General features: G+C 52.7%; 19 protein-coding genes. 7 read left to right on the forward strand and 12 right to left on the reverse strand.

What is annotated here, in order from left to right:
• Window positions 1–27: 27 nt before the first annotated feature.
• The gene (gene katG / locus Q4563_RS09220; protein WP_303604333.1) at window positions 28–2241 is read right to left on the reverse strand and encodes a catalase/peroxidase HPI; all 2214 of its coding nucleotides are present in this window, start codon (window positions 2239–2241) and stop codon (window positions 28–30) included.
• A gap of 309 nt (window positions 2242–2550) precedes the next feature.
• Entirely contained in the window at window positions 2551–6423 is a 3873-nt protein-coding gene (purL, locus tag Q4563_RS09225) for a phosphoribosylformylglycinamidine synthase (RefSeq protein ID WP_303604334.1), read from the reverse strand.
• Window positions 6424–6884: 461 nt separating this feature from the next.
• Between purL and mltF the strand changes: the two genes are divergently transcribed.
• Both mltF and Q4563_RS09235 read left to right on the forward strand, forming a co-directional pair.
• Window positions 6885–8399, forward strand: a complete 1515-nt coding sequence (gene mltF / locus Q4563_RS09230; RefSeq protein WP_303604335.1) for a membrane-bound lytic murein transglycosylase MltF — start codon at window positions 6885–6887, stop codon at window positions 8397–8399.
• A gap of 61 nt (window positions 8400–8460) precedes the next feature.
• The gene (locus Q4563_RS09235) at window positions 8461–8904 is read left to right on the forward strand and encodes a hypothetical protein (RefSeq protein ID WP_303604336.1); all 444 of its coding nucleotides are present in this window, start codon (window positions 8461–8463) and stop codon (window positions 8902–8904) included.
• Here the strand turns inward: Q4563_RS09235 and tadA are convergent.
• From tadA to pdxH, 6 genes are all read right to left on the reverse strand, one after another.
• Window positions 8901–9653, reverse strand: coding sequence for a tRNA adenosine(34) deaminase TadA (gene tadA, locus Q4563_RS09240; RefSeq protein WP_442903749.1), 753 nt, complete (start codon window positions 9651–9653; stop codon window positions 8901–8903). The genes Q4563_RS09235 and tadA overlap by 4 nt on opposite strands.
• A 65-nt stretch (window positions 9654–9718) precedes the next feature.
• A complete protein-coding gene (locus Q4563_RS09250) occupies window positions 9719–11251 on the reverse strand; it encodes a tryptophan halogenase family protein (RefSeq protein WP_303604337.1) in 1533 nt (510 codons plus the stop codon).
• 122 nt (window positions 11252–11373) lie between these two features.
• Entirely contained in the window at window positions 11374–14655 is a 3282-nt protein-coding gene (locus Q4563_RS09255; RefSeq protein ID WP_215975131.1) for a TonB-dependent receptor, read from the reverse strand.
• A gap of 412 nt (window positions 14656–15067) precedes the next feature.
• Window positions 15068–16288: a CaiB/BaiF CoA transferase family protein gene (locus Q4563_RS09260; RefSeq protein WP_303604338.1), complete on the reverse strand. Its 1221-nt coding sequence runs from the start codon at window positions 16286–16288 to the stop codon at window positions 15068–15070.
• On the reverse strand, window positions 16278–17249 hold the full coding sequence (locus tag Q4563_RS09265; RefSeq protein ID WP_303604339.1) for an NAD(P)H-quinone oxidoreductase: 972 nt from the start codon (window positions 17247–17249) through the stop codon (window positions 16278–16280). Before Q4563_RS09265 ends, Q4563_RS09260 begins: the two co-directional genes overlap by 11 nt.
• A 40-nt stretch (window positions 17250–17289) precedes the next feature.
• A complete protein-coding gene (gene pdxH / locus Q4563_RS09270; protein ID WP_215975128.1) occupies window positions 17290–17931 on the reverse strand; it encodes a pyridoxamine 5'-phosphate oxidase in 642 nt (213 codons plus the stop codon).
• 212 nt (window positions 17932–18143) lie between these two features.
• Here pdxH and mobA point away from each other — a divergent pair, with 212 nt between their 5' ends.
• The 4 genes from mobA to Q4563_RS09290 all read left to right on the forward strand — a co-directional run bounded on the left by mobA (window position 18144) and on the right by Q4563_RS09290 (window position 21633).
• Window positions 18144–18770, forward strand: coding sequence for a molybdenum cofactor guanylyltransferase MobA (gene mobA, locus Q4563_RS09275; protein ID WP_215975127.1), 627 nt, complete (start codon window positions 18144–18146; stop codon window positions 18768–18770).
• A gap of 132 nt (window positions 18771–18902) precedes the next feature.
• On the forward strand, window positions 18903–20387 hold the full coding sequence (locus Q4563_RS09280) for a SulP family inorganic anion transporter (RefSeq protein WP_215975126.1): 1485 nt from the start codon (window positions 18903–18905) through the stop codon (window positions 20385–20387).
• A 25-nt stretch (window positions 20388–20412) separates the two neighbouring features.
• Window positions 20413–21267: a universal stress protein gene (locus tag Q4563_RS09285; RefSeq protein ID WP_303604340.1), complete on the forward strand. Its 855-nt coding sequence runs from the start codon at window positions 20413–20415 to the stop codon at window positions 21265–21267.
• On the forward strand, window positions 21268–21633 hold the full coding sequence (locus tag Q4563_RS09290; protein ID WP_215975124.1) for a VanZ family protein: 366 nt from the start codon (window positions 21268–21270) through the stop codon (window positions 21631–21633).
• Here the strand turns inward: Q4563_RS09290 and dbpA are convergent.
• Window positions 21630–23021, reverse strand: coding sequence for an ATP-dependent RNA helicase DbpA (gene dbpA, locus Q4563_RS09295; protein WP_303604341.1), 1392 nt, complete (start codon window positions 23019–23021; stop codon window positions 21630–21632). The genes Q4563_RS09290 and dbpA overlap by 4 nt on opposite strands.
• A gap of 136 nt (window positions 23022–23157) precedes the next feature.
• Between dbpA and Q4563_RS09300 the strand changes: the two genes are divergently transcribed.
• Window positions 23158–23694 (forward strand): DUF2058 domain-containing protein, encoded by a 537-nt coding sequence (locus Q4563_RS09300; RefSeq protein ID WP_215975122.1) that lies wholly within the window; start codon window positions 23158–23160, stop codon window positions 23692–23694.
• A 33-nt stretch (window positions 23695–23727) separates the two neighbouring features.
• Here Q4563_RS09300 and Q4563_RS09305 read toward each other — a convergent pair whose 3' ends face one another.
• The 3 genes from Q4563_RS09305 to Q4563_RS09315 all read right to left on the reverse strand — a co-directional run bounded on the left by Q4563_RS09305 (window position 23728) and on the right by Q4563_RS09315 (window position 25709).
• Window positions 23728–23970, reverse strand: a complete 243-nt coding sequence (locus Q4563_RS09305; RefSeq protein WP_215975121.1) for a hypothetical protein — start codon at window positions 23968–23970, stop codon at window positions 23728–23730.
• A 141-nt stretch (window positions 23971–24111) separates the two neighbouring features.
• Window positions 24112–24930: an SDR family oxidoreductase gene (locus Q4563_RS09310; protein ID WP_303604342.1), complete on the reverse strand. Its 819-nt coding sequence runs from the start codon at window positions 24928–24930 to the stop codon at window positions 24112–24114.
• Entirely contained in the window at window positions 24927–25709 is a 783-nt protein-coding gene (locus Q4563_RS09315; RefSeq protein ID WP_215975119.1) for an enoyl-CoA hydratase, read from the reverse strand. The genes Q4563_RS09310 and Q4563_RS09315 overlap by 4 nt, the downstream gene beginning before the upstream one ends.
• Window positions 25710–25827: the final 118 nt, after the last annotated feature.

Raw genomic sequence — 25827 nt, forward strand, 5'->3', positions numbered from 1 at the left:
TTTTTGTTTCTTTGTGGCCAAAAACTTTTAGTTCAGATCAAACCGGTCGGCGTCCATCACCTTTGCCCAGGCGTTTACAAAATCCTGTGCAAAACGCTCTTTGGCATCGTCTTGCGCATAAACCTCAGCTAAGGCGCGCAGTACTGAGTTAGAGCCAAACACTAAGTCGACCCGTGTGCCCGTCCACTTAACCTGGCCGGATGCCATATCCCGGCCTTGGTAAATACCTTCTTCGGCAGTGGGTTTCCACTCGGTATTGATGTCGGTCAGGTTGACGAAAAAGTCGTTACTCAAGGTTCCGGGATTATCGGTAAATACACCGTGCTCTGAGCCTTGATAATTGCCACCCAGTACGCGCATACCGCCCACTAATGCTGTCATTTCCGGCGCACTCAAGCCCAGCAGCTGGGCTTTATCCACCAGCATTTCTTCCGGCGATGTGGTGAAACGGGTGCGACTGTAGTTGCGAAAGCCATCGGCCTCCGGCTCCAGCGGTTGGAATGATTCGGCATCAGTCAGCTCGTCTGTGGTATCGACCCGCCCCGGATTAAAGGGCACATTCACGCTAAGGCCGGCATCGCTTGCGGCTTTTTCAATCGCAGCCACACCACCTAAAACAATTAAGTCAGCCATAGACACTTGTTTAGAGCCGGAGTTAAAGCTCGACTGAATGCCCGCCAATACATTAAGCACGTTTGCCAATTGCTCGGGCTGGTTTACGGCCCAATCTTTTTGCGGCGCCAGACGAATTCGCGCACCGTTAGCACCACCGCGCATATCTGAGCTACGGAAGGTAGAGGCAGATGACCAAGCGGTGTACACCAACTCGCTAACACTCAACCCTGAAGCCAATATTTGTTTTTTCAGTTCGGCCACATCGGCATCATTCACCGGCTCATAATCAACCTCGGGAACAGGGTCTTGCCAAATTAAATCTTCCGCCGGCACTTCGGGCCCAAGGTAGCGCGCTTTTGGCCCCATATCGCGGTGGGTTAATTTGAACCAGGCGCGGGCAAAGGCGTCGGCAAATTCGTCCGGGTTTTGGTGGAAGTGCTCGGAGATTTTGCGATACTCCGGGTCTTCACGCATCGCCATATCCGCCGTGGACATCATAATACCGACCCGCTTATTGGTATCTTCGGCATCCGGTGCATGGTCTTTTTCGGCCAGATTTTCAGGCACCCAGATATGCGCGCCGGCGGGGCTTTTTGCCAATTTCCAGTCGTAACCGAACAACACATCGAAGTAGCTCATATCCCACTGTGTGGGCGTGGGCGTCCAGGCGCCTTCCAGGCCACTGGTAATGGTGTCACGCCCCTTACCGCTGCCATGGGTGCTAATCCAACCGAGCCCCATTTGCTCCATGGGGGAGGCCTCTGGATCCGTTCCAACATGCGCGGCGTCGCCCGCACCGTGAGTTTTACCGAAGGTGTGGCCGCCGGCGGTTAGGGCAACGGTTTCGTAATCGTCCATCGCCATTCGGCTGAAGGTTTCGCGAATATCGCGCGCCGATGCCAGAGGGTCTGGATTGCCGTCTGGCCCCTCTGGGTTGACATAAATCAGGCCCATTTGCACGGCGGCCAGTGGATTTTCCAAATTGCGCTCGCCACTGTAGCGGCTGCCTTCTTTATCGCTGGTGGCCAGCCACTCTTTTTCGGCGCCCCAGTAGATGTCCTCTTCGGGCTGATACACGTCTTCCCGGCCACCGGCAAAGCCGAAGGTTTCAAAGCCCATAGACTCCAGCGCGACATTACCGGTTAAAATAATTAAGTCAGCCCAAGAAAGCTGGTTGCCATATTTTTTCTTGATGGGCCACAACAAACGGCGCGCCTTATCCAGGTTGCCGTTATCGGGCCAGCTGTTGAGAGGGGCAAAGCGCTGGGTACCCGTGCGCGCGCCGCCGCGGCCATCGCCCATACGGTAGGTGCCCGCACTGTGCCAGGCCATACGAATCATAAAGGGGCCATAGTGACCGTAATCGGCCGGCCACCAATCTTGCGAATCTTTTAACAGCGCTTCGATATCGGCTTTAACGGCGGGTAAATCCAGCTCGCTAAACGCTTTAGCGTAATCAAAAGACTCCCCCAGCGGATTGGCCGCCGGGTGGTTTTGATGCAGGATATTCAGGTTCAGCTGATTCGGCCACCAGTGATCATTGCCGATACGCTCGCTTGAAAGTTTGGTCCGTGAGCCGTGCATTACGGGGCATCCACCTTGGCCCGGGGCGTTGGTTGCACTCATCATTTTTCTCCTAATTCCAATTGGGGGTTTATTCAGTCATTGGATAAACTATAAAACTGTGGCAGCCATTAATTAAATTTTAATTACCAACCAGCCTAATAGCCTGAACCTATATCCATTAAGGCCAAGCCCATCAGAGTCAGTATGGTTCAGGAAGGCGCCATGCGCTAAGTCGAAAAGCGCGAAAAATTGCAGGCTGAGGGGCCACTCAGAGAAAACCGGAGAGATTAGTGCAACCTTGAGAGCTGCGGAAATATGACCAAAAAAAACGGGCCGCCTGGGCCCGTTTTTTTTATGCTTGCGACACGACTAATCGACAAATACCCGCGCGTTGCGGAATAAACGCAGCCAGGCGCCGTCTTCTTGCCAGTCGTCTGGGCGCCAGGAGTTGGTCACCGCACGGAAGACCCGCTCAGGGTGCGGCATCATAATGGTGGCGCGACCATCGTCGCTGGTCACACTGGTTATCCCCAAAGGCGAACCGTTAGGGTTAGCCGGATATTGCTCGGTGACCGCCAGGCTGTTGTCCAGGTAACGCATGGCTACTTTGCCGCTGGTATCACACCCGCTCATGGCTGCATTATCGGCAAACTCAGCGCGACCTTCACCGTGGGCAACAGCCACTGGTAAGTGGGAACCGGCCATACCGCTAAACAACACCGAGGGTGACTGCTCGATTTTCACCAGTGATACGCGCGCTTCAAATTGTTCTGACAAATTGCGTACAAAACGCGGCCAGTGGTCGGCGCCGGGAATCAGCCCCTTGAGGTTGGACATCATCTGACAACCGTTGCAAACACCCAAGCTGAAGGTATCGTCGCGGTGGAAGAACTGCTGGAACTGATCGCGCACCTGATTATTAAACAGTACCGTTTTGGCCCAGCCTTCACCGGCGCCGAGAACATCACCGTAGGAGAAGCCACCACAGGCGACCAACCCTTTAAAGGTTTCTAAGCTAACGCGACCGGCCAACAAGTCGCTCATGTGCACATCGACTGCATTAAAACCGGCGCGATCAAAAGCCGCTGCCATTTCCACATGGCCATTCACACCTTGCTCGCGCAGTACGGCTAAGCGCGGGCGCTCACCGGTGTTGATATAAGGTGCGGCGACATCTTGGTTAATATCGTAGGTAAGCTTGGCCGATAAACCCGGGTCGGCCGCCATAATGCTTTCAAACTCTTGGCGCGCGCAGTCTGGGTTATCGCGCAGCGATTGCAGTTGGTAGCTGGTTTCGCTCCACAGGCTTTGCAAAATCACCCGCGATTGATCAATAACTTGTTCGCCATTGTGGGCAATTCGCAGCCAATCATCGTCGTTTAACGAGCCAATAGAATGTGTGCACTGCGCCAACCCGGCATCGGCCAGCAGGGCTTTAACCTTGTCGGTATTGGCCTTAGCCACTTGCAGAACCGCGCCCAGCTCTTCGTTAAACAACGCTGCCAGTGGGCATTCCCCCAAACCATCGAGGTTAGCATCGAGCCCACAGTGCCCGGCAAACATCATTTCTGCCAGAGTAGCCAACAAGCCGCCATCGGAACGGTCGTGGTAGGCAATGACTAGCTCGTCCGCCAATGCTTTTTGCATCGCCTCAAAGAAGCCCTTTAATCGCTCGGCGTCATCGACATCGGCCGGATCTTCACCCAGCTGATTGTAGGTTTGCGCCAATATCGAGCCGCCCAAACGGTTTTGTCCGGCGCCCAGGTCAATCAATAACAGTTCAGTTTCACCCTGATCGGTGCGCAACTGCGGCGTCACCGCTTTGCGCACATCGGACACAGGGGTAAAGGCCGAGATAATCAGCGACAAAGGCGCCGTCACGGCTTTATCCGTACCTTCGTCTTGCCAAGCGGTGCGCATTGACATGGAGTCTTTGCCCACCGGAATGGTTAGACCCAGAGCGGGACAAAGCTCCATACCCACGGCTTCTACCGTGCGATACAGCTTTTCATCTTCGCCTTTGTGGCCGGCCGCACACATCCAGTTGGCCGACAGTTTAATGTCTTTAATATCCGCAATCGGAGCGCAGGCAATATTGGTGAGCGCTTCACCGATCGCCATGCGACCTGATGCCGGTGCATTGAGCAATGCGGTGGGAGTTCGCTCACCGATACTCATGGCCTCACCGAGATTGGTGTCGTAACTCACGGTGGTAATGGCGCAGTCGGCTACCGGTATTTGCCAAGGACCAACCATTTGATCACGCACTACTTGACCGGTAACCGAGCGGTCGCCGATGGTGATCAAAAAGCTCTTGCTTGCCACTGTCGGATGTTTCAGTACACGCTCGGCCGCATCATTAATATTGATATCGGCGGTATTAAACGCTTCGGTGGCCGGATTGTAACGCTCGGCCTCGCGGTGCATTTTAGGTGGCTTGCCGAACAGCAGTGACATCGGCAAATCGACCGGCTTGGCGTCGAAGTGTTTGTCGTTGACCAGTAGATGTTGCTCGCTGGTACTTTCACCTACCACCGCATAAGGCGCGCGCTCGCGGGCGCACATGGCCTCGAAGCGGGCTAGGTTCTCAGGGGCAATCGCCAACACATAGCGCTCTTGCGACTCGTTACACCAAATCGCCAGCGGGCTCATGCTCGGCTCATCGTTAGGTACGTCGCGCAGCTCAAATCGACCACCGCAACCACCGTCTTTGACCAGCTCTGGGAAGGCGTTGGACAAACCACCGGCACCCACATCGTGAATAAAGGCAATGGGGTTTTGTTCACCCAGCTGCCAACAACGGTCGATAACTTCCTGACTGCGACGCTCGATTTCCGGGTTCTGGCGTTGCACCGAGGCGAAATCCAGGTCCTCTGACGAGCTGCCCGAGTCCATGGACGAGGCGGCGCCGCCGCCCAAACCAATCAACATGGCCGGGCCGCCCAACACGACCAGCTTGCAGCCGGGCTCAAATGGGGGTTTGTCTACGTGCTCACTGCGAATATTGCCGTAACCACCGGCCAGCATAATCGGCTTATGATAGCCGCGGCGCTCGCCGTCATAATCTTCTTCAAAGGTGCGGAAGTAACCGCAGATATTGGGGCGACCAAATTCATTGTTAAATGCGGCGCCGCCAATGGGGCCTTCAAGCATAATATCCAGCGCACTGACAATGCGGTCCGGTTTGCCGTAATCCTGCTCCCAGGGCTGAATAAATGAAGGGATATTAAGGTTAGAGACGGTAAACCCATTAAGACCTACCTTTGGCTTAGAACCGCGTCCCACCGCACCTTCATCGCGAATTTCACCACCGGCACCGGTACCGGCGCCGGCAAAAGGAGAAATGGCTGTGGGGTGATTGTGGGTCTCTACCTTCATCAACAAGTTGATATTTTCTGTGCTGTAACGGTATTCACCGCTGTCGGGGTCGGGGTAAAAGCGCCCCGCTTCGGGTCCGGTAACCACCGCCGCGTTATCGGCATAAGCCGACACAACGCCTTCGCCACCGCACTCAAAGGTATTTTTGATCATTTTAAACAAGCTGCGCGGCTGCTCTTCGCCATCCAAGGTCCAGCTGGCATTAAAGATTTTATGCCGACAGTGCTCAGAGTTGGCCTGAGCAAACATCATCAGCTCCACATCCACGGGGTTGCGCCCCAGCTTTTGGAAGTTTTCCACCAGATAGTCAATTTCATCATCGGCTAAGGCTAAGCCCAGCTCGCGGTTGGCAGCGGCAAGCGCATCGCGACCGCCCGCCAAGATATCCACCCGAGTTTGCTCGGCAGGCTCTGCGTGATCGAACAAGCCGCTGGCCAGTGCCGAGTCGGTCAGCACCGTCTCGACCATTCGGTCGTGCAGCAATGCAATCACCGCAGCTCGCTGTGAACTTTCAATGCTGCCCTGCAGGTGATAACTGACACCGCGCTCGAGGCGATTAACGCTCATCAAGCCGCTGTTATGGGCAATATCGGTGGCTTTGGATGACCAAGGCGAAATCGTGCCGAAGCGCGGCACTACTAAGAATAATTCACCGCTGTGGGACACCTCATCCATACGCGGGCCGTAAGCTAACAGTTGACCCAGCACCTCTAGCTCGGTATCGCTGAGCGGGGCTGCCAAATCGGCAAAATGGGTAAACTCAGCGGCAACGCCTGTCACACCGGGCGCAACGCTTTGCAGGCTGGTGAGCAATTTTTGAGTACGAAAAGGTGAAAGTGCGGGTGCACCGGGCAGTATTTGCATAGTGAGTAGCAACCTCAAGCTTGCAGGTGGTGTTGTGTACACATAGTGCTGCCCTAATTAACATCCGTTGCCAACGTCAGTCCGTTGTCGGCTCAAGCTGGGGGGGCAGCCTTGAGAGGGCCGACATTGTACTTGAATTGATCAACATTGGCAGCTTTCACCCATTAAATACCTAACCTTTTTCCCCTCTTACCAGCGCGATCAGGCCTGCCATAACCAAAACCTGTTTAATATGGAGTTGCTTACTGCCATTTGATTTAAGACGCAGACGCTACTTTCGACTAAAATTTAAACAGCCCTACTAGAAAAGTGAGCCCGATTCAAGCTGGTACATCACACTCATAATGGGTAGAATTGCGCAAATTTTGCACACTAAGCGCATTGTTACCTTGGAATGATATGGTTCTGACGTTGTCAGAGCCCTGATCACTTGGCCGGTAATGCCCGGAAGGCTGTTTTGCATGCTGTTAGCTGCCGTTAGACATTATATTGATACTCTTCCCGCGCGGCTTAACCCCGCGCACATAAGAGCGCGTCGGCTTTTATTTAGCACTCTACTGATCATGCTTTGCTCCATGCTTGGCGCCAGTCGCCCGCCCACAGTGCTGGAGCAAGTATTACAGACCGGTACGCTCAAGGTATTATCGCGCAATGGGCCCACCACTTATTACGAGGGGCCCCACGGTAAAACCGGCTTTGAGTACGCGTTGCTGCAAGGCTTTGCGGACTACCTTGGCGTTGAGCTCGAGCTCCTCGACGAGGCGAGCCTCGCCAACATGTTGCGCCGTATAGAAGCCGGCCAAGCGAATTTAGCCGCCGCCGGGCTCAGCATTACCCCTCAACGCGCTCGCAAAGTGCTATTTACCCAGCCCTACCTCGAAGTCACACAACAATTGATCTACCGCCGTGGAGCTCCCAAACCTAAATCCATCGCCGATTTAGATGGCGACTTATTGGTGATCGGAGGCTCCTCCCATGTGGAGCGACTGCGCGAGCTACAGGCAGAATATCCCGAGCTTAGTTGGCGCGAGCAAAGCAGCCTGGAGATGATCGACTTATTGGAGATGGTGCACCGGGGTGAAATCGATTACGCCATTGTCGACTCTAACGCCTACGCTATTAATGCCCAGACTTTTCCCAAAGCACAGCTAGCTTTTGAACTCGGCGAGGCAGAGCAACTGGGGTGGGCTTTTACTCGCCAAGCGGATCGCTCACTGCTCGACCAAGCTCAAGCTTATTTGCAAATGCTGGAGGAGAACGACCAACTCGAAGCACTTGCTTATGAATACTTTGACACCACCGATCGGGTCAGCACCAGTGGCGCCTTACTCTTTACCCATCGTTTGGAAAGTCGCCTGCCGCAGTGGCAAGACACCATGCAGGCAGTGGCTGAAGAAACTGGGCTAAGCTGGCAATTGCTGGCGGCCATGAGCTATCAAGAATCCCACTGGGACCCATCAGCTCGTTCGCACACCGGGGTGCGCGGTTTAATGATGCTGACTCTGACTACAGCGCGCGAGCTGGGAATTAAAAACCGACTTGACCCAGAGCAGAGTATTCGCGGCGGTGCCCGTTATTTAAAATCACTTTACGAGCGCATTCCCGCCCGTATCAGTGAGCCTGATCGCACATTGCTGGCACTAGCCGCTTACAACGTAGGTATGGGCCATTTAGAAGATGCCCGTCGCCTTACTCAGCACCTGGGGGACAACCCTGACCTATGGGAAGATGTACAAAAGCACTTGCCCAAACTGGCCAAACGCAAATATTACAGCGGCCTAAAATATGGTTACGCCCGGGGCTGGGAACCTGTAAAGTACGCTAATAATATTTTCAAATATCGCGACATCATTGCCTGGCACGACCAACAAGAACAGCGTCGCCTAGCCATGGCCGCAGGTTCCGATAATATAGACACCCCCGAGTTGCCGGAAGAACCTGATGATTCCGCTTTAATGCCTATGTCCGTTTTGTAAAACCAAACCGACAACCTCTAGGCTCGCACGCAACACTCATTCTTTTGCAAAGGATCTACCTATGGTTACCTACCTCTACTGGGGTGTCGTGATTACTTTAGCGATGCTGGTACTTATTTTTCTGGGCAAAAACAACTTCTGGCGCAGCGCGATTATTGGTGCACTTGTGATTTTTATCGGTGGCTGGGCCGCCTATTATTTTCACTTTGAACAACTCTTTGTAAAGCGTTACGGCGGAGTGATGACGATTAAAGTGCCCGATGGCCAGCAGCATATCGCCACCACCTGGAAAGACGACCATTTATGGGTGGAAAACTACGACCCCAAAACCAATACCTGCCACTTTTCGGAATACTCCAAAGGTAATGTCTTGCAAGGCCGGGTGACGCTCAAAAACTGTAACCCGGTGGGTGTGCCCCCGGCGCGTACGATCAGCCGTATAGGTGCTGCCCCTATTAATGATGTGGGGGAGCCGCATCAAGAAAGTATTAGCCCGAACCTTTAATCGAGTTTATCTGCGCCGTCGCGCTTTTTTTCAGCTCGGCGGCGTTTAAAAAAGCCTTGCAACTGAGCCTGACAAGCCGCGCGTTCTACCCCTGGGGTGACACAAATCTGATGGTTAAAATGCGGCGCCTCCAGCAGTTGCGCCTGGCTTTGTACCACACCGGCTTTAGGTTCATTGGCACCGAATACAAGCCGGCCAATACGTGAGTGCACCATCGCGCCCACACACATGGTGCAGGGCTCTAAAGTGACATATAAAGTGCAATCATTGAGGCGATAATTTTGCAGATGGCGGGCCGCCTCGCGCAGCGCCATCATTTCGGCGTGGGCGGTCGGATCGCAACCGCCAATAGGCCGGTTATACCCGCGCCCGACAATTTGGCCATCTTGAACCACCACCGCTCCCACGGGCACTTCGTCGTTATCCGAGGCGCGTTCGGCAAGCTTGATGGCCTCCGCCATAAAGCGCGCATCCTCCGCCGACGCCTGTACCTCAAGGCTTTCACCTGAGGCACGGCGCTCGGCCTCGTTCACACTCATCGGGCAGACAAAAGCAAAACGCGGCTGCTGGCCAGCCTCCAGCGTAACCGACTCGGTAAACATCGTAAGTGGGCGCACCCACCAAGAGAAGTCTCCATACAAGCAGCGATAAACAACTAAGCTCTCATTCGTCTCACTGTGGGTGGCAATGCGGTAAACAAAATACTCACCGCCTTTATAATGGCGGTATAGGCCGGGACTAATCTGCACGATAACTGTACTCTTGCGTTAAGGCCCTCGGATGAGTCCTGTGGGCCACACTCTATTCTAACGCGTTACGATGTTTTTTGGGCATGAGCGGCGTATGCATATAGCTCATTAAGCCATTGACGCTGACCAATTAATGAGCGCTCCAGTTGATCGACCGTGTGGGCATGCTCCCTTATTTTAGACTCCACGAAGACATCGTAGTCACTGAGACGCCCCACTGGGCGTGTAGAATATTCCATGCCATAAAGTATGCAAAGATAGCTTTCGCGTTGAAAAAATTCGATATCAGCCGAAAAGTCATACAGCATTGGGGTATAGGTTTCCCACAACGCCAATCTTTCTTGCAAGACATCCGACATGACCGCCCGGTCGGTGCAGTCTCGCCAAAAGTTGCTGTCTCTGCGATCTGAAATGCAATAGTGCAGCTGGATAAAGTCAATCACGCGCTCCCAAATGTACTCCACTCGCCGATTAACTTGTTGTGAGCGTGCTGGCATGTCTTCTTGCCGCTCTGGCAACAATCGCGCGATCAGGGCGGCGCAGTAATCGGTAATCACTATAGACGTTGCTTCCAATGGCTCGACGAAGCCTTGCGCCAACCCTAGCGCCACACAATTTTTTTGCCAAAAAGATCGACGGTAACCGGTTTTCATCGGAATTTTTCGCAGGTAATTTTCGTTAAAGTCTTCACCGTGATAGCGAGCAAAATCTGCGACGGCTTGCTGCTCAGTCATATGCGACGAGGAATAAACAAACCCAGTTCCGCGCCTTGTGGTGAGTGGTATATCCCAAATCCAGCCTGCGCTGTGTGCTGTGGCAGTCGTGTATGGAGCGAGATCCGCCTCGGGTGCGGTAGGCACTTGCAGGGCAAGCGCTTGGTCCGGCAATATTTGCTCGCTTTTATCCACCCAGGGCACTTCCAGAGTTTGGCCGAGAATGAGCGATGAAAAGCCACTGCAGTCGACGTAAAAATCAAAACTTTCACAATTTCCATCGGCATAATTAAGCGATTGAATATAGCCTTTCTCATCCAAGTTGGCCGAGGTAACAGTTTGCTGTTGGTAGTGAATACCGAATCGTTTTCTGGCATTCTCGGCCAACAATTCGGCAAATTTTCTCGCATCAAAGTGATAGGCATAACCTACCTCACCCCGGTAGGGTTTTGCCCCCCTTAACTTGGGGCTTAAGTTCTTTTCAGCCAGTCGGTAGGACTTGGTTAATTGTGAAAATCCAGTTTTGCCTTTATCAAGCCAGTAATCGGTGGCATCGACCCCGGCAGGGTACGGTGGGTCAAAGGGGTGATAAAAAAAGTTATCGGTGCGCTCTGATTTGGGCGCCAGCCAATCCACGAACTTAATCCCCATCTTTAACGTCGTTTGGCAGCGCAATAATAATTGCGCTTCACTAATGCCCAGCTTCTCAAGGCTATTGCGAATCACAGCGACAGTTCCCTCGCCGACACCGATAGTGGGTATATCGGGAGATTCGATCACCGTAATACTGACGCCCTCTCGGGTGCCAAGCTCTAGCCCCATATGGTTTGCCGCCAACCAGCCGGCCGTGCCACCGCCCACGATCGCAATTTTTTTGTTTTGCATAACCACTTTACCTCAAACTCGTCAACCACCACCTGATTACGAGCATACATTAACCTGCCGACAATAAAAAACGCGCAGCATATGCTGCGCGTTTTGAGGTCCATTTACCACATATAAACGGTTTAGAAAGTCGCGCGGACACTCAGTGCATAGCGACGATCGGTGGTAAAACTAAGGGCTTGAGTTCTATCTCCTTGCTGATTGAATTGGTATTGTGTTTTGGTCTCTTCTCCTAACAAGTTACTGCCTTCAATACCCACTTTGATATTGTCGTTAATTGTATAGTACAAGCTGGCATCCATCATGCCAGAGTCCTCTGTGTATACCGGCGCAAAATCTTCCGATTCGCGAGTCGTTAACAGATACTCAGAGCGCCATGTGTAGGCCAATCTAAAAGATATATCTTCATACTCATACATACCGACAATATTTAAATTTTCATCGGAGTAACCTTGTAATGGCAGCCCACTGAAAACACGGAATGTATTGCGTTCATCAACCGTGGCTGCATCTTCAGGGGTGCCTCCTGCATCAAAACGACTGCTTTGTGGCGGTGCGCTGGTTGGATCTTCTAAACCCTCTTGATCAATATAGGTATAGTTAAACTGCAGCCCCAAACCGCTTAGCACACCCGGCAGGAAATCATAAAATTGTGAGTAAGAAAATTCCACACCGCGGATATTACCCGAGCCTGTATTGGCAGGACCGTAAGCCGACACCGCATGAAGTGTTCCAGCGTGTTCAATATTCATATCAAACTGACGGCTGCGAATAATATTATCTAACTCTTTATGAAAGACCCCAACTGTCAATGAGCCCGCAGGTGCAAAATACCATTCTGTGGTCAAATCCAAGTTAATGGATTCTTCCGGCTCCAGGTACGGGTTACTCGCATCGGCGTTGAGCGCGACACTATCAATGCCAAGCACCGGATTGGTTTCGCTGTCTTGCGGTAGAGACTCATCTTGCAAATAGGGGTCAACTGTTAACTCGACAATTGCACGGTTACGAGTATCCACGAGGCTTGGAAAGTACAGACCTTTAGAGGCACCAAAGCGAATCACGATGTCTTCGGTAAGACCATAACTTAAGTTCAAACTTGGCAACAATGTATCGTAGTCAGTACCCTCAACGGTGCTCTGCATAGACTCACCATTGGCCAAATCATAAATCGATTTGTATTCATCCTCTAGATACTCAGCCGTTTGAGCACTGCCGCGACTGGCGCTGTCTGGTAGCACCAGATAACCGGTGGATTCCAATTGATAACTGACATAACGCAGACCCAAATTACCCTTCAACGGAATACCGACGCTGTCAAAATCGAAATCACCGCGCAGATAGAATTCGGCACGCTCTTCCTTTGCCTTACTGATATCATGCGCCGCAAATGCGCCATCTATACGACCTTCCATATCTGAATAAGGTAGAGCGCAACCGCCACTACCATCGGCCGCATTACCCGCCTCGTCGCCCTGAGTTGACCAACCCTCGTCGCATGCATTGCGCAGTGTATTGGCGTAGTTTTTCACCAAGTCTAAATCAGGGAATAAGAACGATTGCACATCGCCTTGCAACACATCGCCGTGATAATAATCCGAAAGATCTATCTGATCATACAAGTCGGGGCGCAGTGCGGATGCCGACTCTACACGTTGCTCGGCCACCCAAGGGGTTGAGATAGGCTGCCATGCCGAGTATTCGGTATTGCGCACCACTAACTCCTTATCGGAATAATACGCACCGGCTTTAATTGCAGAGAACACACCATCAAACTCATAAGTGGCGTCAACTTTAAAGCTATCTGATTCCGCCGTATTAAGCTCTTCTTGCTGCATGCCCGACCCCATAAATACGGCGGGGTGTACGCCCTCTTCGATCCAACCATACAGATCCAGATCGTCGTTTAAATATTCAATGGTTGGGAGGTCAGATCGCAGATCCAAGTAAAAAGGCAGCAACTGATTTACCACGCTGCCGGCTGTACGTGCAGACAAACTGTAGTTGTGAACTAATTGCTCCGATTCAATGTGCTGGTAATCAAGCTCAATTGACAATCGATCATTCGGGGTTAAAGCCAAATTGAATGAGGTATCCTCAACCGTATTTTCCTGATAGTTCCAGCGCGTGATATACATCAAAGGGACTTCGGGCTCGACCCCAAGACCAATACCGGAGGTTAAAAACCCTTCATCATCGATAGTAAGTGGGTGACCGTTTTCAGGGTCCCCTTCCCAGTTATGGCTGCGCCCCATCCAAGATTTAAAACCTTGAGCGGCTTGGCTAATCCGCCGTTCATCCCACTCTAGAGTTGCCTCAGAATTAATATGCTCTAAGGTAGCAACTATTGTTTCATCGGTATTTGCCCACTGTAACGAGGTAGTAATACCTGTGCGCTCACGATCATTTTGAGCGGTGCTAATGTGATATTGCGCTGGGGCATACCAAGTTGTGCCCTCAGGCTGTCCTTCCAAGCCTGGACCATCGTAAGGGGATTGATGCGCTTCGTCTTCGGTGATTAGATTTGCGGTCGGGCCAGAACATTCAGGAAACCACGTCCAAGCGTTATTACCATTCCAATCCATGCACGGGCTGTCCCACCAACCGGCTACCTTACCCGGCTCGGATACCATACCACCCCAGTGATCCCAACTGGCCGGCGGGGTATCATCGATTCCTCGGGAATGAAAATTACCTAAACCAATACCATCACCACGGGTTTGATACTCGGAAAAAGAGCCAGCCAACAGAAAGCCAAATTTACCGGCCTCTGTTTCCCAGGTATCGGAAAAAAGTGCTGAGAAAGACGGCGTCGCCTCTTCGCGAAAATCACCGTAATTAACTTTAGCGTTAAATGAAATCATCTGCTCTTCGGAATCGAAAGGCTTACGTGAAATCAAATTTACCGTACCGGCAATACCACCAGAGATAAGGTCAGCTGTTTGGTTCTTTACCACCTCCACCGCTGACAATAATTCGGCCGGAAAGTCTTCGTAATTTAAACCGCCATAGGGGTTCGCACTGAATGCATCGCGACCGTTAACCTCTGAGCGAACGCGATCCAAACCGCGTACCAGCACGCCTGTCCCCTCATCGGCGTAGTGTTTGGGGTCATCGGAAGAGGCAAAGCGTTCAATTGTCACGCCCGGCACACGCTGTAGGGCCTCAGTCACCGACTTGTCTGGTAAAGCACCAATATCCGTAGCGGTGATGACATCTTTGACGGTATCAGCAAAACGTTTGCGCTGTTGCGCATTTTCAATACTGACCCGAATACCCCGAACCACAACCTCTTCTATTAGGTCTTCCGATTCGGCCGCCTCGTCTTGCCCGTATGCAGGCAGCACTACCCCCGCTGTTGCTGCGCACACTGCCAGACTGAGTAACTTCTTATGAAATTGCATATTATTGCCCCTTCCTTTTATTCTTTATTAAAACCTTTGCTTGCCCCTACTTCAGGACAACCCCTCGCTCCGTCACCTTTTTCGATTAACCGTTGTTACTAACTTTCATAAAATATATTCTTAGGTGATAGTTAATATAACTACTTTATGGACAACGTTGTCAAGCTCTGGCGAAAAAAAATCCTTGGCCGTTATAGTGGGTGATATCTATACAAGAAGTTATTATTCATAGATCTAACTGTTAGTAACCTAGCAGCCCCCATTAAGAGTCTCAGGTATTAGCTTTCAAATAAAAAGTAAGCTGTTGATTTGTTTATATTTATTCTATAACAACCGCTTCTACAAGCTACACTGTAGCTCTGGTGCGCCTCTTTCACCAGCAATTTTGGCCCTGGGAATTTGTGCACACGACTTAATCGATAATATGTTGCCCGCGTAAATCATTGAGCTCAGATTCCGACAACCCCAAAGTCTCGGTAAGCACCGATTGGGTATGCTCCCCCACTCTGGGCCCACTCCAGAGTGTTTCGCCGGGGGTTTGCTCAAGCTTGGGAGCCATGGCGGGAATATCTAACGGCTTGCCATCGATTTCCACCCGCTCGAACATAGACCGCGCCTGATAGTGTTCGTCGGCAAACATATCGGCCACATTGTATATCGGCCCCGCCGGTACCCGAGCCGCCTCTAATTGCGCGACGGCCGCCAGACTATCGATGCTTTGACACCAATCGGCCAGTACAGAATCGATATACGGCTCTTGCGCTACTCGGCCGGCATTGTCGGCGAGCGCCGGATCATTGGCCATATCTTCCCGGTCAATGGCACACATTAATCGTTTAAAAATAGAGTCGCCATTGCCGCCAATGACAATGTATTTACCGTCGCGGCACAAATAGGTGTTGGTGGGCACAATGCCGGTCACGGTTGTGCCCGAGGGCTCGCGCACAATTCCGGCACCCGAGTACTCGGGCACCACCGCTTCCATCAGGTTGAAAATGGACTCGTAGAGCGCGACATCGACCACCTGCCCCTGACAGAGTTTACGCTCACGCCCAAGCAACGCCATTACAATGCCAAAGGCTGCGTGCAATCCGGCGATGGAATCACCGATGCTCAAATTAGGCCTCACTGGTGCCTGGCCCGGATGCCCGTTGACATAGCGCAGCCCGCTCATACCTTCACATACAGAAGCAAAGCCGGGCTTATTAGCGTAGGGGCCAGTTTGGCCATAACCGGAAATACGCGCGTAGACAAGATCGGGGTTATCCACTTTTAACGACTCTGGCCCCAGGCCCCAGGATTCCATAACACCGGGGCGGAAATTTTCAATCACCACGTCGGCGGTGCCTGCTAAACGCCTGGCAATTTTGGCCCCCGCTTCGGTGCGCAAATCTAAACTCACACTTTTTTTATTGCGCCCAATGGAATGCCACCAAAACGAAGTACCATTTTCCACCGCGCGCCAGCCGCGAATAGGGTCACCTTTGCCCGGCGGCTCGATCTTAATCACCTCCGCGCCGAAGTACGCCAATAGAGAGCCGGCAAAAGGGCCGGCAATCAGCTGGCCGAACTCAATCACGCGTATACCGGACAGAGGTTTATTGTGCACAGGAGGGTTTGTCTCAGTCGTCATTTACCAATACCAACTTACCAATATGCTCGCGAGACTCCATCACTCTGTGTGCGTGGGCAGCTTCGCCGAGCTTAAAATGTTTATGGATAACCGGGGCGATAAGGCCATCGGCTAATAACGGCCAAATATGCTCCTGCAGTTGTTGCGCAATATCTTGTTTTGCCCGGTCAGTTTGCGCGCGCAACGTCGAGCCGGTAAGCGTCAAACGTTTCAGCATAACCGGGGTAAAATTAACCTCCACCACCGCGCCCTTTAAGTAGGCGATATTCACAATGCGGCCATCGGCCGCCGCCGCTTTAATATTGCGCGCAATATGATCGCCCCCCAGCATATCTAGAATAACGTTGGCGCCGCCCAAGTTGCGGGTTATTTCGACGAAATCCTGACGCCGATAGTTCACTGCGGTCTGAGCACCCAGTGTACGCAACAAGTCGCATTTCGCGTCACTACCCGCCGTGGTAATCACTTGTGCTCCCATTGCGGTAGCCATTTGCACCGCCGTTGTGCCAATACCACCGCTACCTCCATGAATTAAAACCCGCTCGCCACGGCGCAACTGCGCGCGCTGAAATAAGTTGTGCCAAACGGTAAAAAAAGTCTCCGGTAAGGCAGCGGCGCTGAGAATACTCATTCCCTCGGGCACCGGCAGTGTTTGAGCGGCTTTAGCCACACAATATTGAGCGTAGCCGCCGCCATTGACCAGTGCACACACCTGCTGCCCTGGCTGCCAGTGACTACCTCCACGGCCACACGCGACGATTTCACCGGCAACCTCCAACCCCAAACGCTCGGACGCTCCCTGAGGCGGTGGATACAAGCCTTGTCGCTGTAGAATGTCGGGGCGATTGACCCCTGCTGCCGCTACTTTGATTAACACCTCGTCGGCCGCGGGCTCGGGAATGCGCACCTCCTCCAAGTACAAGTCGGTGGCTGCTGGGCCAGCATAAGCTATTGCTTGCATATTATCTCCATGAGTGAAGCGGCGTAACGCTGACGTCAAACTAAGGGGCTAGTCGCTCAACGCTCCAGCCCTCATCGCTGCGGATATAGCAGAAACAATCGTGTAGTCGATAGGCTCCACCTTGCCAGAACTCTATGCGCTCAGGAATGACGCGGTACCCACCCCAGCTTTCTGGCATGGGAATCTGAACCTGGTCGAATTCTTTTTCCATTCGCTCATAGGTGTCGAGCAAAACTTGGCGTGAGTCTATCACCTCACTTTGGGCCGAGGACCATGCTGCTAACTGGCTCTGCCGGGGCCGCGAGGCAAAATAGTCGGCGGCCATTTGCTGACTCACCGACTCAACTCTACCCGCCACTTTTACTTGACGATCCAGCGCATGCCAAGGGAATAACAAACTGGCTTTGGGGTTCTCACGCAGTTCGCGTCCCTTGCGGCTGGCCTGATTGGTGTAAAACACAAAACCGTCTTTATCTAGATGCTTGAGCAAAACAATACGCTGCGACGGCTGCCCCATAGCATCGGCGGTCGCCAGTACCATAGCGGTGGGATCAACCAATTCCGCCGCTTCGGTTTGATCAAACCAGCGAGCAAATAGCTCAAACGGACACGCAGTCAGTCCTGTGCGGCGCAAACCACCTTGTGTGTACTCCCGGCGCTTGGCTTCAAACATATGACTCATAGTTACCTCAACTATTCACTTATCTGTTCTATTATACGGTAAGGTTACACACTACCGGCGTAAACGATCGCTATTGAAAGATACGTAGCAGCGCACTGGTTGGACTTACCCACCTGTGGAGTGCCGCACAGGTAAAAAGTCACGTTCAAGGCTACACTCAATAATAAGTTCCCCGTATACTGCTTGGCGCACTTATCCACACTAGAGGTCTCATGAGCGCAAACATTCTACCGACCGGCGTTTTACTGGCCGGAGGCCGGGCAAGACGCATGGGCGGAGGCGACAAGTGCTTACTCCCCCTGCGGGATAAAACCCTGCTTAGCCGCAGCATTGAGCGTGCACAACCTCAGGTTAGCGACTTACTGCTGAGCGCCAACGGCAATGCACTGCGCTTTGCTCGCACACGCTTGGCAGTGGTCCCAGACGAATATCGGGATTTTCCCGGCCCTATGGCGGGTATCCACGCCGCGCTTTGCTGGATGCAGGAACATCAGCCCCAGAGCAATTGGCTGGCAAGTTTTGCCTGCGATACGCCCTTTTTCCCGCGCGACATGGTGTCGACATTAGTCGACGCGCTAGAGGCGGATAGTCAAATTGCAGTGTGCGTCTCAGATGGCCGCATGCACCCTGTGTTTGCTCTTTGGCACACTGACCTATTACCCACAATAAGCGCCACCCTGGACCAAAATGAGGTGCCTTGGCTGCAGCACTGGATTCGGGATAGACCCCATGTTGCGGTAGAGTTTGACACCGAGCCCTGCGATCCGTTTACAAATATCAATACCCCCCAGGATCTATACGCGGCCGAAGACCTTCTCGCCGAGCATGACAACCTCTGAAAACACCGTCAAAGCCGTGTATAATGCTGCGCCTTCTCGGCGAGCTCTGCTAATAAGTACACCGACCTTTGGCCCCGCTCCCACCCAGTCGTTTCAAATATAGGTAACCCCCGCCCAAGGCGGCAGTCAACTATGCAAAACTCTCTTAAAGAAGTCTGGTTCAGCAATATTCGCGGCGATGTGCTCTCTGGCGCCGTAGTGGCTCTGGCGCTGATCCCCGAGGCCATTGCCTTTTCTATTATTGCCGGCGTCGACCCCAAGGTCGGGCTCTACGCCTCCTTCTGTATTGCCTTTATCAGTGCCTTTACCGGCGGTCGCCCGGCAATGATTTCCGCCGCGACAGGCGCCATGGCACTGGTGATGGTGGATTTGGTCAAAGACCACGGGCTGGAATACTTATTGGCGGCCACCTTGTTAACCGGGGTGTTGCAAATGATTGCCGGTGCGCTAAAGCTCGGCAGCCTGATGCGTTTTGTGTCGCGCTCGGTGGTGACCGGCTTCGTCAACGCACTGGCGATCTTAATTTTTCTGGCCCAGCTGCCCGAAATTACCGGGGGCAACTTTACCGTGCCGGTTTACCTATTGCTGGCCGCGGGACTTGCTATTATTTACCTATTTCCCTACATCACCCGCGCCGTTCCATCGCCGCTGGTCTGTATTGTCAGCCTGACCTTTATCACCGTCTACTTCGGTATTGACGTGCGCACCGTGGGCGATATGGGCGAGCTGCCCGATAGTTTGCCAGTATTTTTGCTACCCGATGTGCCGCTCAACTTAGAGACGTTGAAAATCATCTTTCCTTTTTCCGCTACCCTCGCTGTGGTCGGCCTGCTGGAGTCAATGATGACAGCGACAATCGTCGATGATCTCACTGATACTGATAGCAATAAAAACCGCGAGTGTGTCAGCCAGGGCGTGGCCAATATTGGTTCGGGCTTTCTCGGCGGCATGGCCGGTTGCGCCATGATTGGTCAATCGGTCATTAATGTAAAATCCGGCGGCCGTACCCGTTTATCCACACTGGTAGCCGGCGTGTTTTTGCTGATATTGGTTGTCTTTCTCGGCGACTGGGTCGCGCGTATGCCGATGGCCTCGCTGGTGGCCGTAATGATCATGGTGTCTATTGGCACCTTCAGTTGGTCGTCACTGGTAGCCCTTAAAACCAACCCCAAAAGCTCCTCGGTGGTTATGGTGGCCACCGTCGCCGTGGTTGTCGCCACCCATAACTTAGCGCTGGGTGTTCTACTCGGGGTTCTGCTTAGCACCTTATTCTTTGCTCACAAGGTGGGGCAAATTTTATATGTGGGCTCAGACATTAATGCCGAGAGAAGTAGCCGCACCTATACGGTTGTCGGCCAGGTTTTCTTCTCATCCGCTGAGCAATTTATTGCTGGATTCGACTTCAAAGAGGCGATTGAACGTGTCACTATCGACTTATCAAAAGCCCACTTTTGGGACATTACCGCAATCAGCTCACTGGATAAGGTTGTTCTGAAATTTCGCCGCGAAGGCACCGAGGTCGAATTAATCGGCCTTAACAAAGCCAGTGCCACACTCGTGGACCGTTTTGCGGTGCACGACAAACCCGAAGAAGTTGAAAAGCTGATGGGCCACTGAGCCATCGATCACAAGGAGTTACCCTATGGCCGCTAATGTTATTGCCTGTATCGACGACTCACACTACGCCGAATCCGTCTGTGACGGTGCCGCGTGGGCAGCCCAGCAGTTAACTGCCCCCCTCCATTTATTGCATGTGTTGGATTATGTGCACGGTGCGGGCGAGCAAAATTTGTCCGGCACTTTAGGTTTTGGCGCGCAAGAGACTTTGCTCGAAGAGCTGGCCTCGCTCGATGAGAAACGAGCCAAGATCGCCATGGAGCAAGGTAAACAATTGCTGGTCGCCGCCAAAGCGCGAGTATCCGCCGCAGGTCTGCCAGAGATTGAGACACGCCAGCGCCACGGTGAGCTAACCGATACATTAATGGACTTAGAAAAAGAAACGCGACTGCTGGTGGTTGGCAAGCGCGGCGCCGAAAGCGCCAGTGCCCATGGTCATATCGGCAGCCATATTGAAAAAATCATTCGCGCCATGCACAAACCCATTTTAATTGTGCAGCCCGAGTTTACCGCACCCAAGGTGCTTATGATTGCCTACGATGGCAGTGCGACTATTCGCAAAGGCATCGAAATGATTGCCGCCAGCCCTCTGCTTAAAGGCTGCCACTGTCATCTGGTGATGGTCGGCGCCGATCTGGACGCCAATCGCGAATCCCTTAAGTGGGCAGACGAGCTATTGGTAAAGGCCGGTTTAACCGTCGAAAGCCACATTATCTCCGGCGACCCAGAAACCGCTTTAGTAGAGTATCAAAGCCAAAATAACATCGAGCTTTTGGTACTGGGGGCCTACGGCCATTCGCGCATTCGCCACTTTATTGTCGGCAGCACGACCACCGCCATGATCTGCCGCTGCCAAACGTCTATGCTGATTTTGCGCTAGATGGCGAACCTGTGGCGTTTTGCCCTAATCGGTCAGTACTGGTTTATGCTAGCGGTTTATGTAGTGGCCGGTACCGCCAAACAACCACAGCAGGTCGTGGGCGATTACAACGACTTGCTGATGCATTTTGTCGGCTATTTAGTCGCGGGAATTTCAATCAGTATTGCCTACCCGCGCAGCTCTTGGTGGGCTCGCGCCATCGCCCTGTGGCTATTTTCTACCGGCATAGAAGTTATTCAATACTTCCTACCTTGGCGCAGTTTCGACTTATGGGACATGCTCGCCAACACTGCCGGGCTTATCGGCGGCTTGGTGCTGGCGTTACTGCTAAAGATGTTAGTTCAGCGCTTTAAACCTATCGGCTAATCGAGCAAACGCACCCGAAAGCGGCGGCCTTTTAACGTACCGGTTTGAATCTTTTTCAGTGCTTGGCGAAATACCGAACGATCTACAGCGACATAAGCACTGAAATCAAACACATTGATTTTACCGATGTCGTTTTGAGTCACACCGTCCTCTCCCGTTAAGCAGCCAACGATATCCCCAGGGCGAACCTTTTGCTTTTTGCCACCATCTATTTGCAAGGTCACCATCTTTGGCGCTTGCTCGGCGGGTACCTTAGCCGGTGCCTTAGGCAATTGCTCCAGCACAAAGCGATCATCCTGTAATGATTCGAGGGCGGCCAACTTATGCAGCTCTTTATCACTGCACAAGGTAAAAGAACGTCCCTTGGCTCCAGCCCGGCCGGTACGACCAATTCGGTGTACATACACTTCAGGATCACGCGGAATTTGATAATTAACCACCAGCTCCAGATCATCCACATCCAAACCGCGTGCGGCGACATCAGTGGCTACCAACACATTGACGCTGCCATTGGCAAAGCGCACTAACGCCTGATCGCGATCGCGTTGCTCTAAGTCACCATGCAGGGCGGCGGCGCAATAGCCCGCGCCGTTCAATAGTTCGGCCAGCTCTTTCACTTCGCGCTTGGTGTTGCAAAAAATCACTGCAGATGCCGCCTGGGCATGCAGCAGCAACGTTTTCACCGCACCTGAGCGATCATCGTTTTTAACCGAATAAAAAACCTGTTTAATACTGGTGGCATTGTGAGTGGAGGCCACTTTCAAAAATACCGGCTCGCGCATGTAGCGCGTCGCCATGGCTTCAATCGCCTCGGGGTAGGTGGCGCTAAACAATAAGCTTTGGCGCTGTTGCGGCACCTGGCCAATAATCGCATCCAGCGCCTGTTGAAAACCCATTTGCAACATGCGGTCGGCCTCATCCAACACCAAGGTGGTAACCTTACCTAGCTGCAGGTGTTGTTTGCGAACATGCTCTTCTATTCGCCCCGGTGTCCCCACCACGATATGCGCACCGTGCTCCAGAGAGTTTATTTGCGGGCCAAAAGGCATACCACCGCACAAGGTCAATACTTTAATGTTATGAATATTTCGTGCCAGACGGCGAATCTCTTTGGCTACCTGGTCGGCCAGCTCGCGGGTGGGACATAAAATCAAAGATTGAATCTGGAAGCGTTTCACATCCAATTTATTCAACACCCCCAAAGCAAAAGCGGCGGTTTTACCGGAACCGGTTTTACCCTGGCCGATGACATCGGTACCTGCCAACACTAAGGGCAGTGACTCGGCTTGAATGGGGGTCATAGAATCAAACCCCAGTGACTCTAGGCTTTGCAGCAAAGGTGGGCGCAGCGGCAAAGTGGAAAAGCTATCCTGGGCGTGTTCGGTCAAAATTCAATACCTATGGCTGTGTGTATGGGGGGAGTCCACTGCCAATACAGAGCACACCCAGCGGGGCATTATACTGTTCAATGCGCGGGGGATCTGCTACATTTTGCTCCAAATTGATATTCAATGCGGAGAATCCATGAGCAGCCTGCAAGATCAACTTCTTAAAGCTGGTTTAATCGACAACAAAAAAGCCAAGCAGACCAAAAAGGAGAAAGCCAAACAAGCGCGCGTCCAACACCGCAGCAAAGAGCCTAGCATTGACGAAACCAAAGCTGCGGCACAACTTGCCCGCCAAGAAAAAGCCGAGCGCGACCGTCAGCTAAACGCCGAGCGCAACGCCGCGGCGCAGGAAAAAGCCATTCAGGCCCAAATTAAACAATTAATCAGCCTCAACTTGCAGCCTAAAAAAGGCGACACAGCCTATAATTTTACCGATGGCAGTGCGGTGAAATCACTTTACGCCTCAGCGCAGCAGGTCGAGCAGTTAAGTCGTGGCTTGTTGGCTATTGTTCGCCTGGAAGAAAATTACGAACTGGTACCCGCAGTCATTGCCGAGAAAATCGCCTTGCGCGATGAAACTGTAGTGATTTCGCAAGCGAGCAAAGCCGCCGACGCGCCCGATGAAGACGATCCCTACGCGGACTATGTTATTCCCGATGACCTTATGTGGTAGCGATTTGATCAATCGCCCTTAGCCTGCAACTCGCTAAGGGCGCAACTGTAAGCCAGGCTGCATGTTAACTTGGCCATCTATTTCTAACACGCCTACACGCTCGCCTTCTGCGTCTTTAACTACTGCCACGGGCACCTGAAAAAGCGGCCTGCGCACAAACCACAATTGCCACCCGTAGGATTCCATATGGTGCAGTGCCAATAGCTGTATATCATTTAAAAAGGCTTTGATATTATCTGGCACTGCAGCTTGTACACCTCGTTTACGGATCGTCATAGCGGGATACCCCCCATGCTTCTGTCTTACTACAAGCATAGCAGCTGCTTTTTTGGCATGTAGATCATTGTGTTATTAACCCCTAGGCTTTGTTATTCCTGTGGGCAATTGGGGCCTAATAGATGCCGTGTCTACATGCTTTTATTGCTGCTGTTGTTGCAACATCTGCGCAAGGCCGGTACCAATAGTGGCGGCTCCGCCCAAGCTCCAACCTCCATCGACAGGAAGTACCACCCCGCTGATATAACTGGCTAAATCTGAACTTAAAAAGACGCAGGCATCGGCAATATCACGGCCTCGCCCCAAACGCTGTAATGGCACGGTAGCGGCAATTTTACCTCGGATTTTTGCATCCGGAGCCAAGCGCTCCATGCCCTCGGTTCCCTCTACTGGGCCCGGAATCACCGAATTCACCCGCACTCCCTCAGCGCCCCATTCAATACACAATGTGCGGGTAATCATATCCACCCCAGCTTTAGCCGCACAGACATGCACCTGCCCGGCCATCGCCAGCTGCGCTTGCGGCGCGGAAATATTAATGACCGAGGCGCCGGGTTTGCGCAAATAGGGGTAGATCGCGCTCATCACATGAAAGGTGCCTTTTAGATCAATGTCTACCACCGCAGCAAAACCATTATCGGACAGGTTACTGGCAAGCGCTGGGAAGTTACCCGCCGCACCGGAAACCACAATATCCAAAGCGCCCCAGCGCGCGTGCAATTGTCGCAGCGCTTCGCGCAAAGCCTCACCATTGCGCACATCGACGCTGTAACCACAACTGTCCTGAGCGCCCAACTCTGCCAACGCGGCAACAGTGGCATCGATTTTTTCTTGCGAGCGGCTGATCACGCAAACACTGCACCCCAGCCCGGCAAAACGCTCCGCTGCAGCGCGGCAAATACCGCTGGTACCCCCCACAACCAAGACGGTTTTACCCGAAAAATCGCCATTAAGATTCATGTTTTTTCCTCTGTCGCTTGTTTGATAATCAATTGGGCTTCTTCGCCTCCTAGACACTCGCTAAACACTTCGAGTTCACGTTCAATAACTCGATCCACCGGCCAGCCCACCACCTGGTTAATCAGGGCTTTACTGCGGCGCAGTGCTTGCGGGGGGCGCAGGGCGAGAGTCTGACACACACTGTCCACCTCGGTGCCGAGACGCTCGCGCGGGAACACGCCGTTGAGCAGACCGTAACCCAGCGCCTGCCCAGCGCTAATTGCCTCGCCCAACAACAGCATTTCCTTGGCCCGAGCCTCCCCTACCCGGCGCACCAACAATGCACTGGAAGCAAATTCGGGGCACAGCCCCAGGCGGGCAAACGGCAACTGAAAATAAGCGTCATCGGCTGCATACACAAAATCACAATGCAGCAGCAAGGTGGTGCCGATACCAATAGCCATACCATTAACCTCGGCCACAATCGGCTGCGGCAAGTGACGCAGGGAGTGCATAAATTGTATAACCGGATGCTCTTTCGACAATACGGGCGGCCCACCTTGCCCAGCCCGAAGAAAATCAGCCAAATCATTACCAGCGGTGAAGCTGTCCTCGGAGCCTGCCAAACACACCACACGCACATTATCGCTCGTGGCCGCCCACTGCAACGCATTGGCCAGGGATTGATACATGGCCAGCGACAGGGCATTTTTCTGTTGTGGGCGGTTAAGCTGCAAGCGCAACACGCCATCCATTATATTGGCCTTTACCTGTTCGGACACCTCAAAAGGCATTGTCATAGCGACTCCTCTTTCACTGACTATCGTTTGTAACACTCGGGTAAAGTGTAGCTCAGAGAGATTACCTGTGTATGGCGGATGATAAACCGGTAATTTTCTCTTGAGCACAGGCTCTGCC

The sequence above is a fragment of the Gilvimarinus sp. 1_MG-2023 genome (assembly GCF_030548285.1).

Coding starts and splice junctions, on each gene's coding strand:
- Q4563_RS09290 (WP_215975124.1), top strand. CDS start 21,268: ATGGCGAACCTGTGGCGTTTTGCCCTAATCGGTCAGTACTGGTTTATG.
- Q4563_RS09300 (WP_215975122.1), top strand. CDS start 23,158: ATGAGCAGCCTGCAAGATCAACTTCTTAAAGCTGGTTTAATCGACAAC.
- purL (WP_303604334.1), bottom strand. CDS start 6,423: ATGCAAATACTGCCCGGTGCACCCGCACTTTCACCTTTTCGTACTCAA.
- Q4563_RS09255 (WP_215975131.1), bottom strand. CDS start 14,655: ATGCAATTTCATAAGAAGTTACTCAGTCTGGCAGTGTGCGCAGCAACA.
- mltF (WP_303604335.1), top strand. CDS start 6,885: ATGCTGTTAGCTGCCGTTAGACATTATATTGATACTCTTCCCGCGCGG.
- Q4563_RS09280 (WP_215975126.1), top strand. CDS start 18,903: ATGCAAAACTCTCTTAAAGAAGTCTGGTTCAGCAATATTCGCGGCGAT.
- mobA (WP_215975127.1), top strand. CDS start 18,144: ATGAGCGCAAACATTCTACCGACCGGCGTTTTACTGGCCGGAGGCCGG.
- Q4563_RS09315 (WP_215975119.1), bottom strand. CDS start 25,709: ATGACAATGCCTTTTGAGGTGTCCGAACAGGTAAAGGCCAATATAATG.
- Q4563_RS09235 (WP_303604336.1), top strand. CDS start 8,461: ATGGTTACCTACCTCTACTGGGGTGTCGTGATTACTTTAGCGATGCTG.
- Q4563_RS09305 (WP_215975121.1), bottom strand. CDS start 23,970: ATGACGATCCGTAAACGAGGTGTACAAGCTGCAGTGCCAGATAATATC.
- Q4563_RS09260 (WP_303604338.1), bottom strand. CDS start 16,288: ATGACGACTGAGACAAACCCTCCTGTGCACAATAAACCTCTGTCCGGT.
- Q4563_RS09250 (WP_303604337.1), bottom strand. CDS start 11,251: ATGCAAAACAAAAAAATTGCGATCGTGGGCGGTGGCACGGCCGGCTGG.
- Q4563_RS09285 (WP_303604340.1), top strand. CDS start 20,413: ATGGCCGCTAATGTTATTGCCTGTATCGACGACTCACACTACGCCGAA.
- katG (WP_303604333.1), bottom strand. CDS start 2,241: ATGAGTGCAACCAACGCCCCGGGCCAAGGTGGATGCCCCGTAATGCAC.
- Q4563_RS09310 (WP_303604342.1), bottom strand. CDS start 24,930: ATGAATCTTAATGGCGATTTTTCGGGTAAAACCGTCTTGGTTGTGGGG.
- Q4563_RS09265 (WP_303604339.1), bottom strand. CDS start 17,249: ATGCAAGCAATAGCTTATGCTGGCCCAGCAGCCACCGACTTGTACTTG.
- pdxH (WP_215975128.1), bottom strand. CDS start 17,931: ATGAGTCATATGTTTGAAGCCAAGCGCCGGGAGTACACACAAGGTGGT.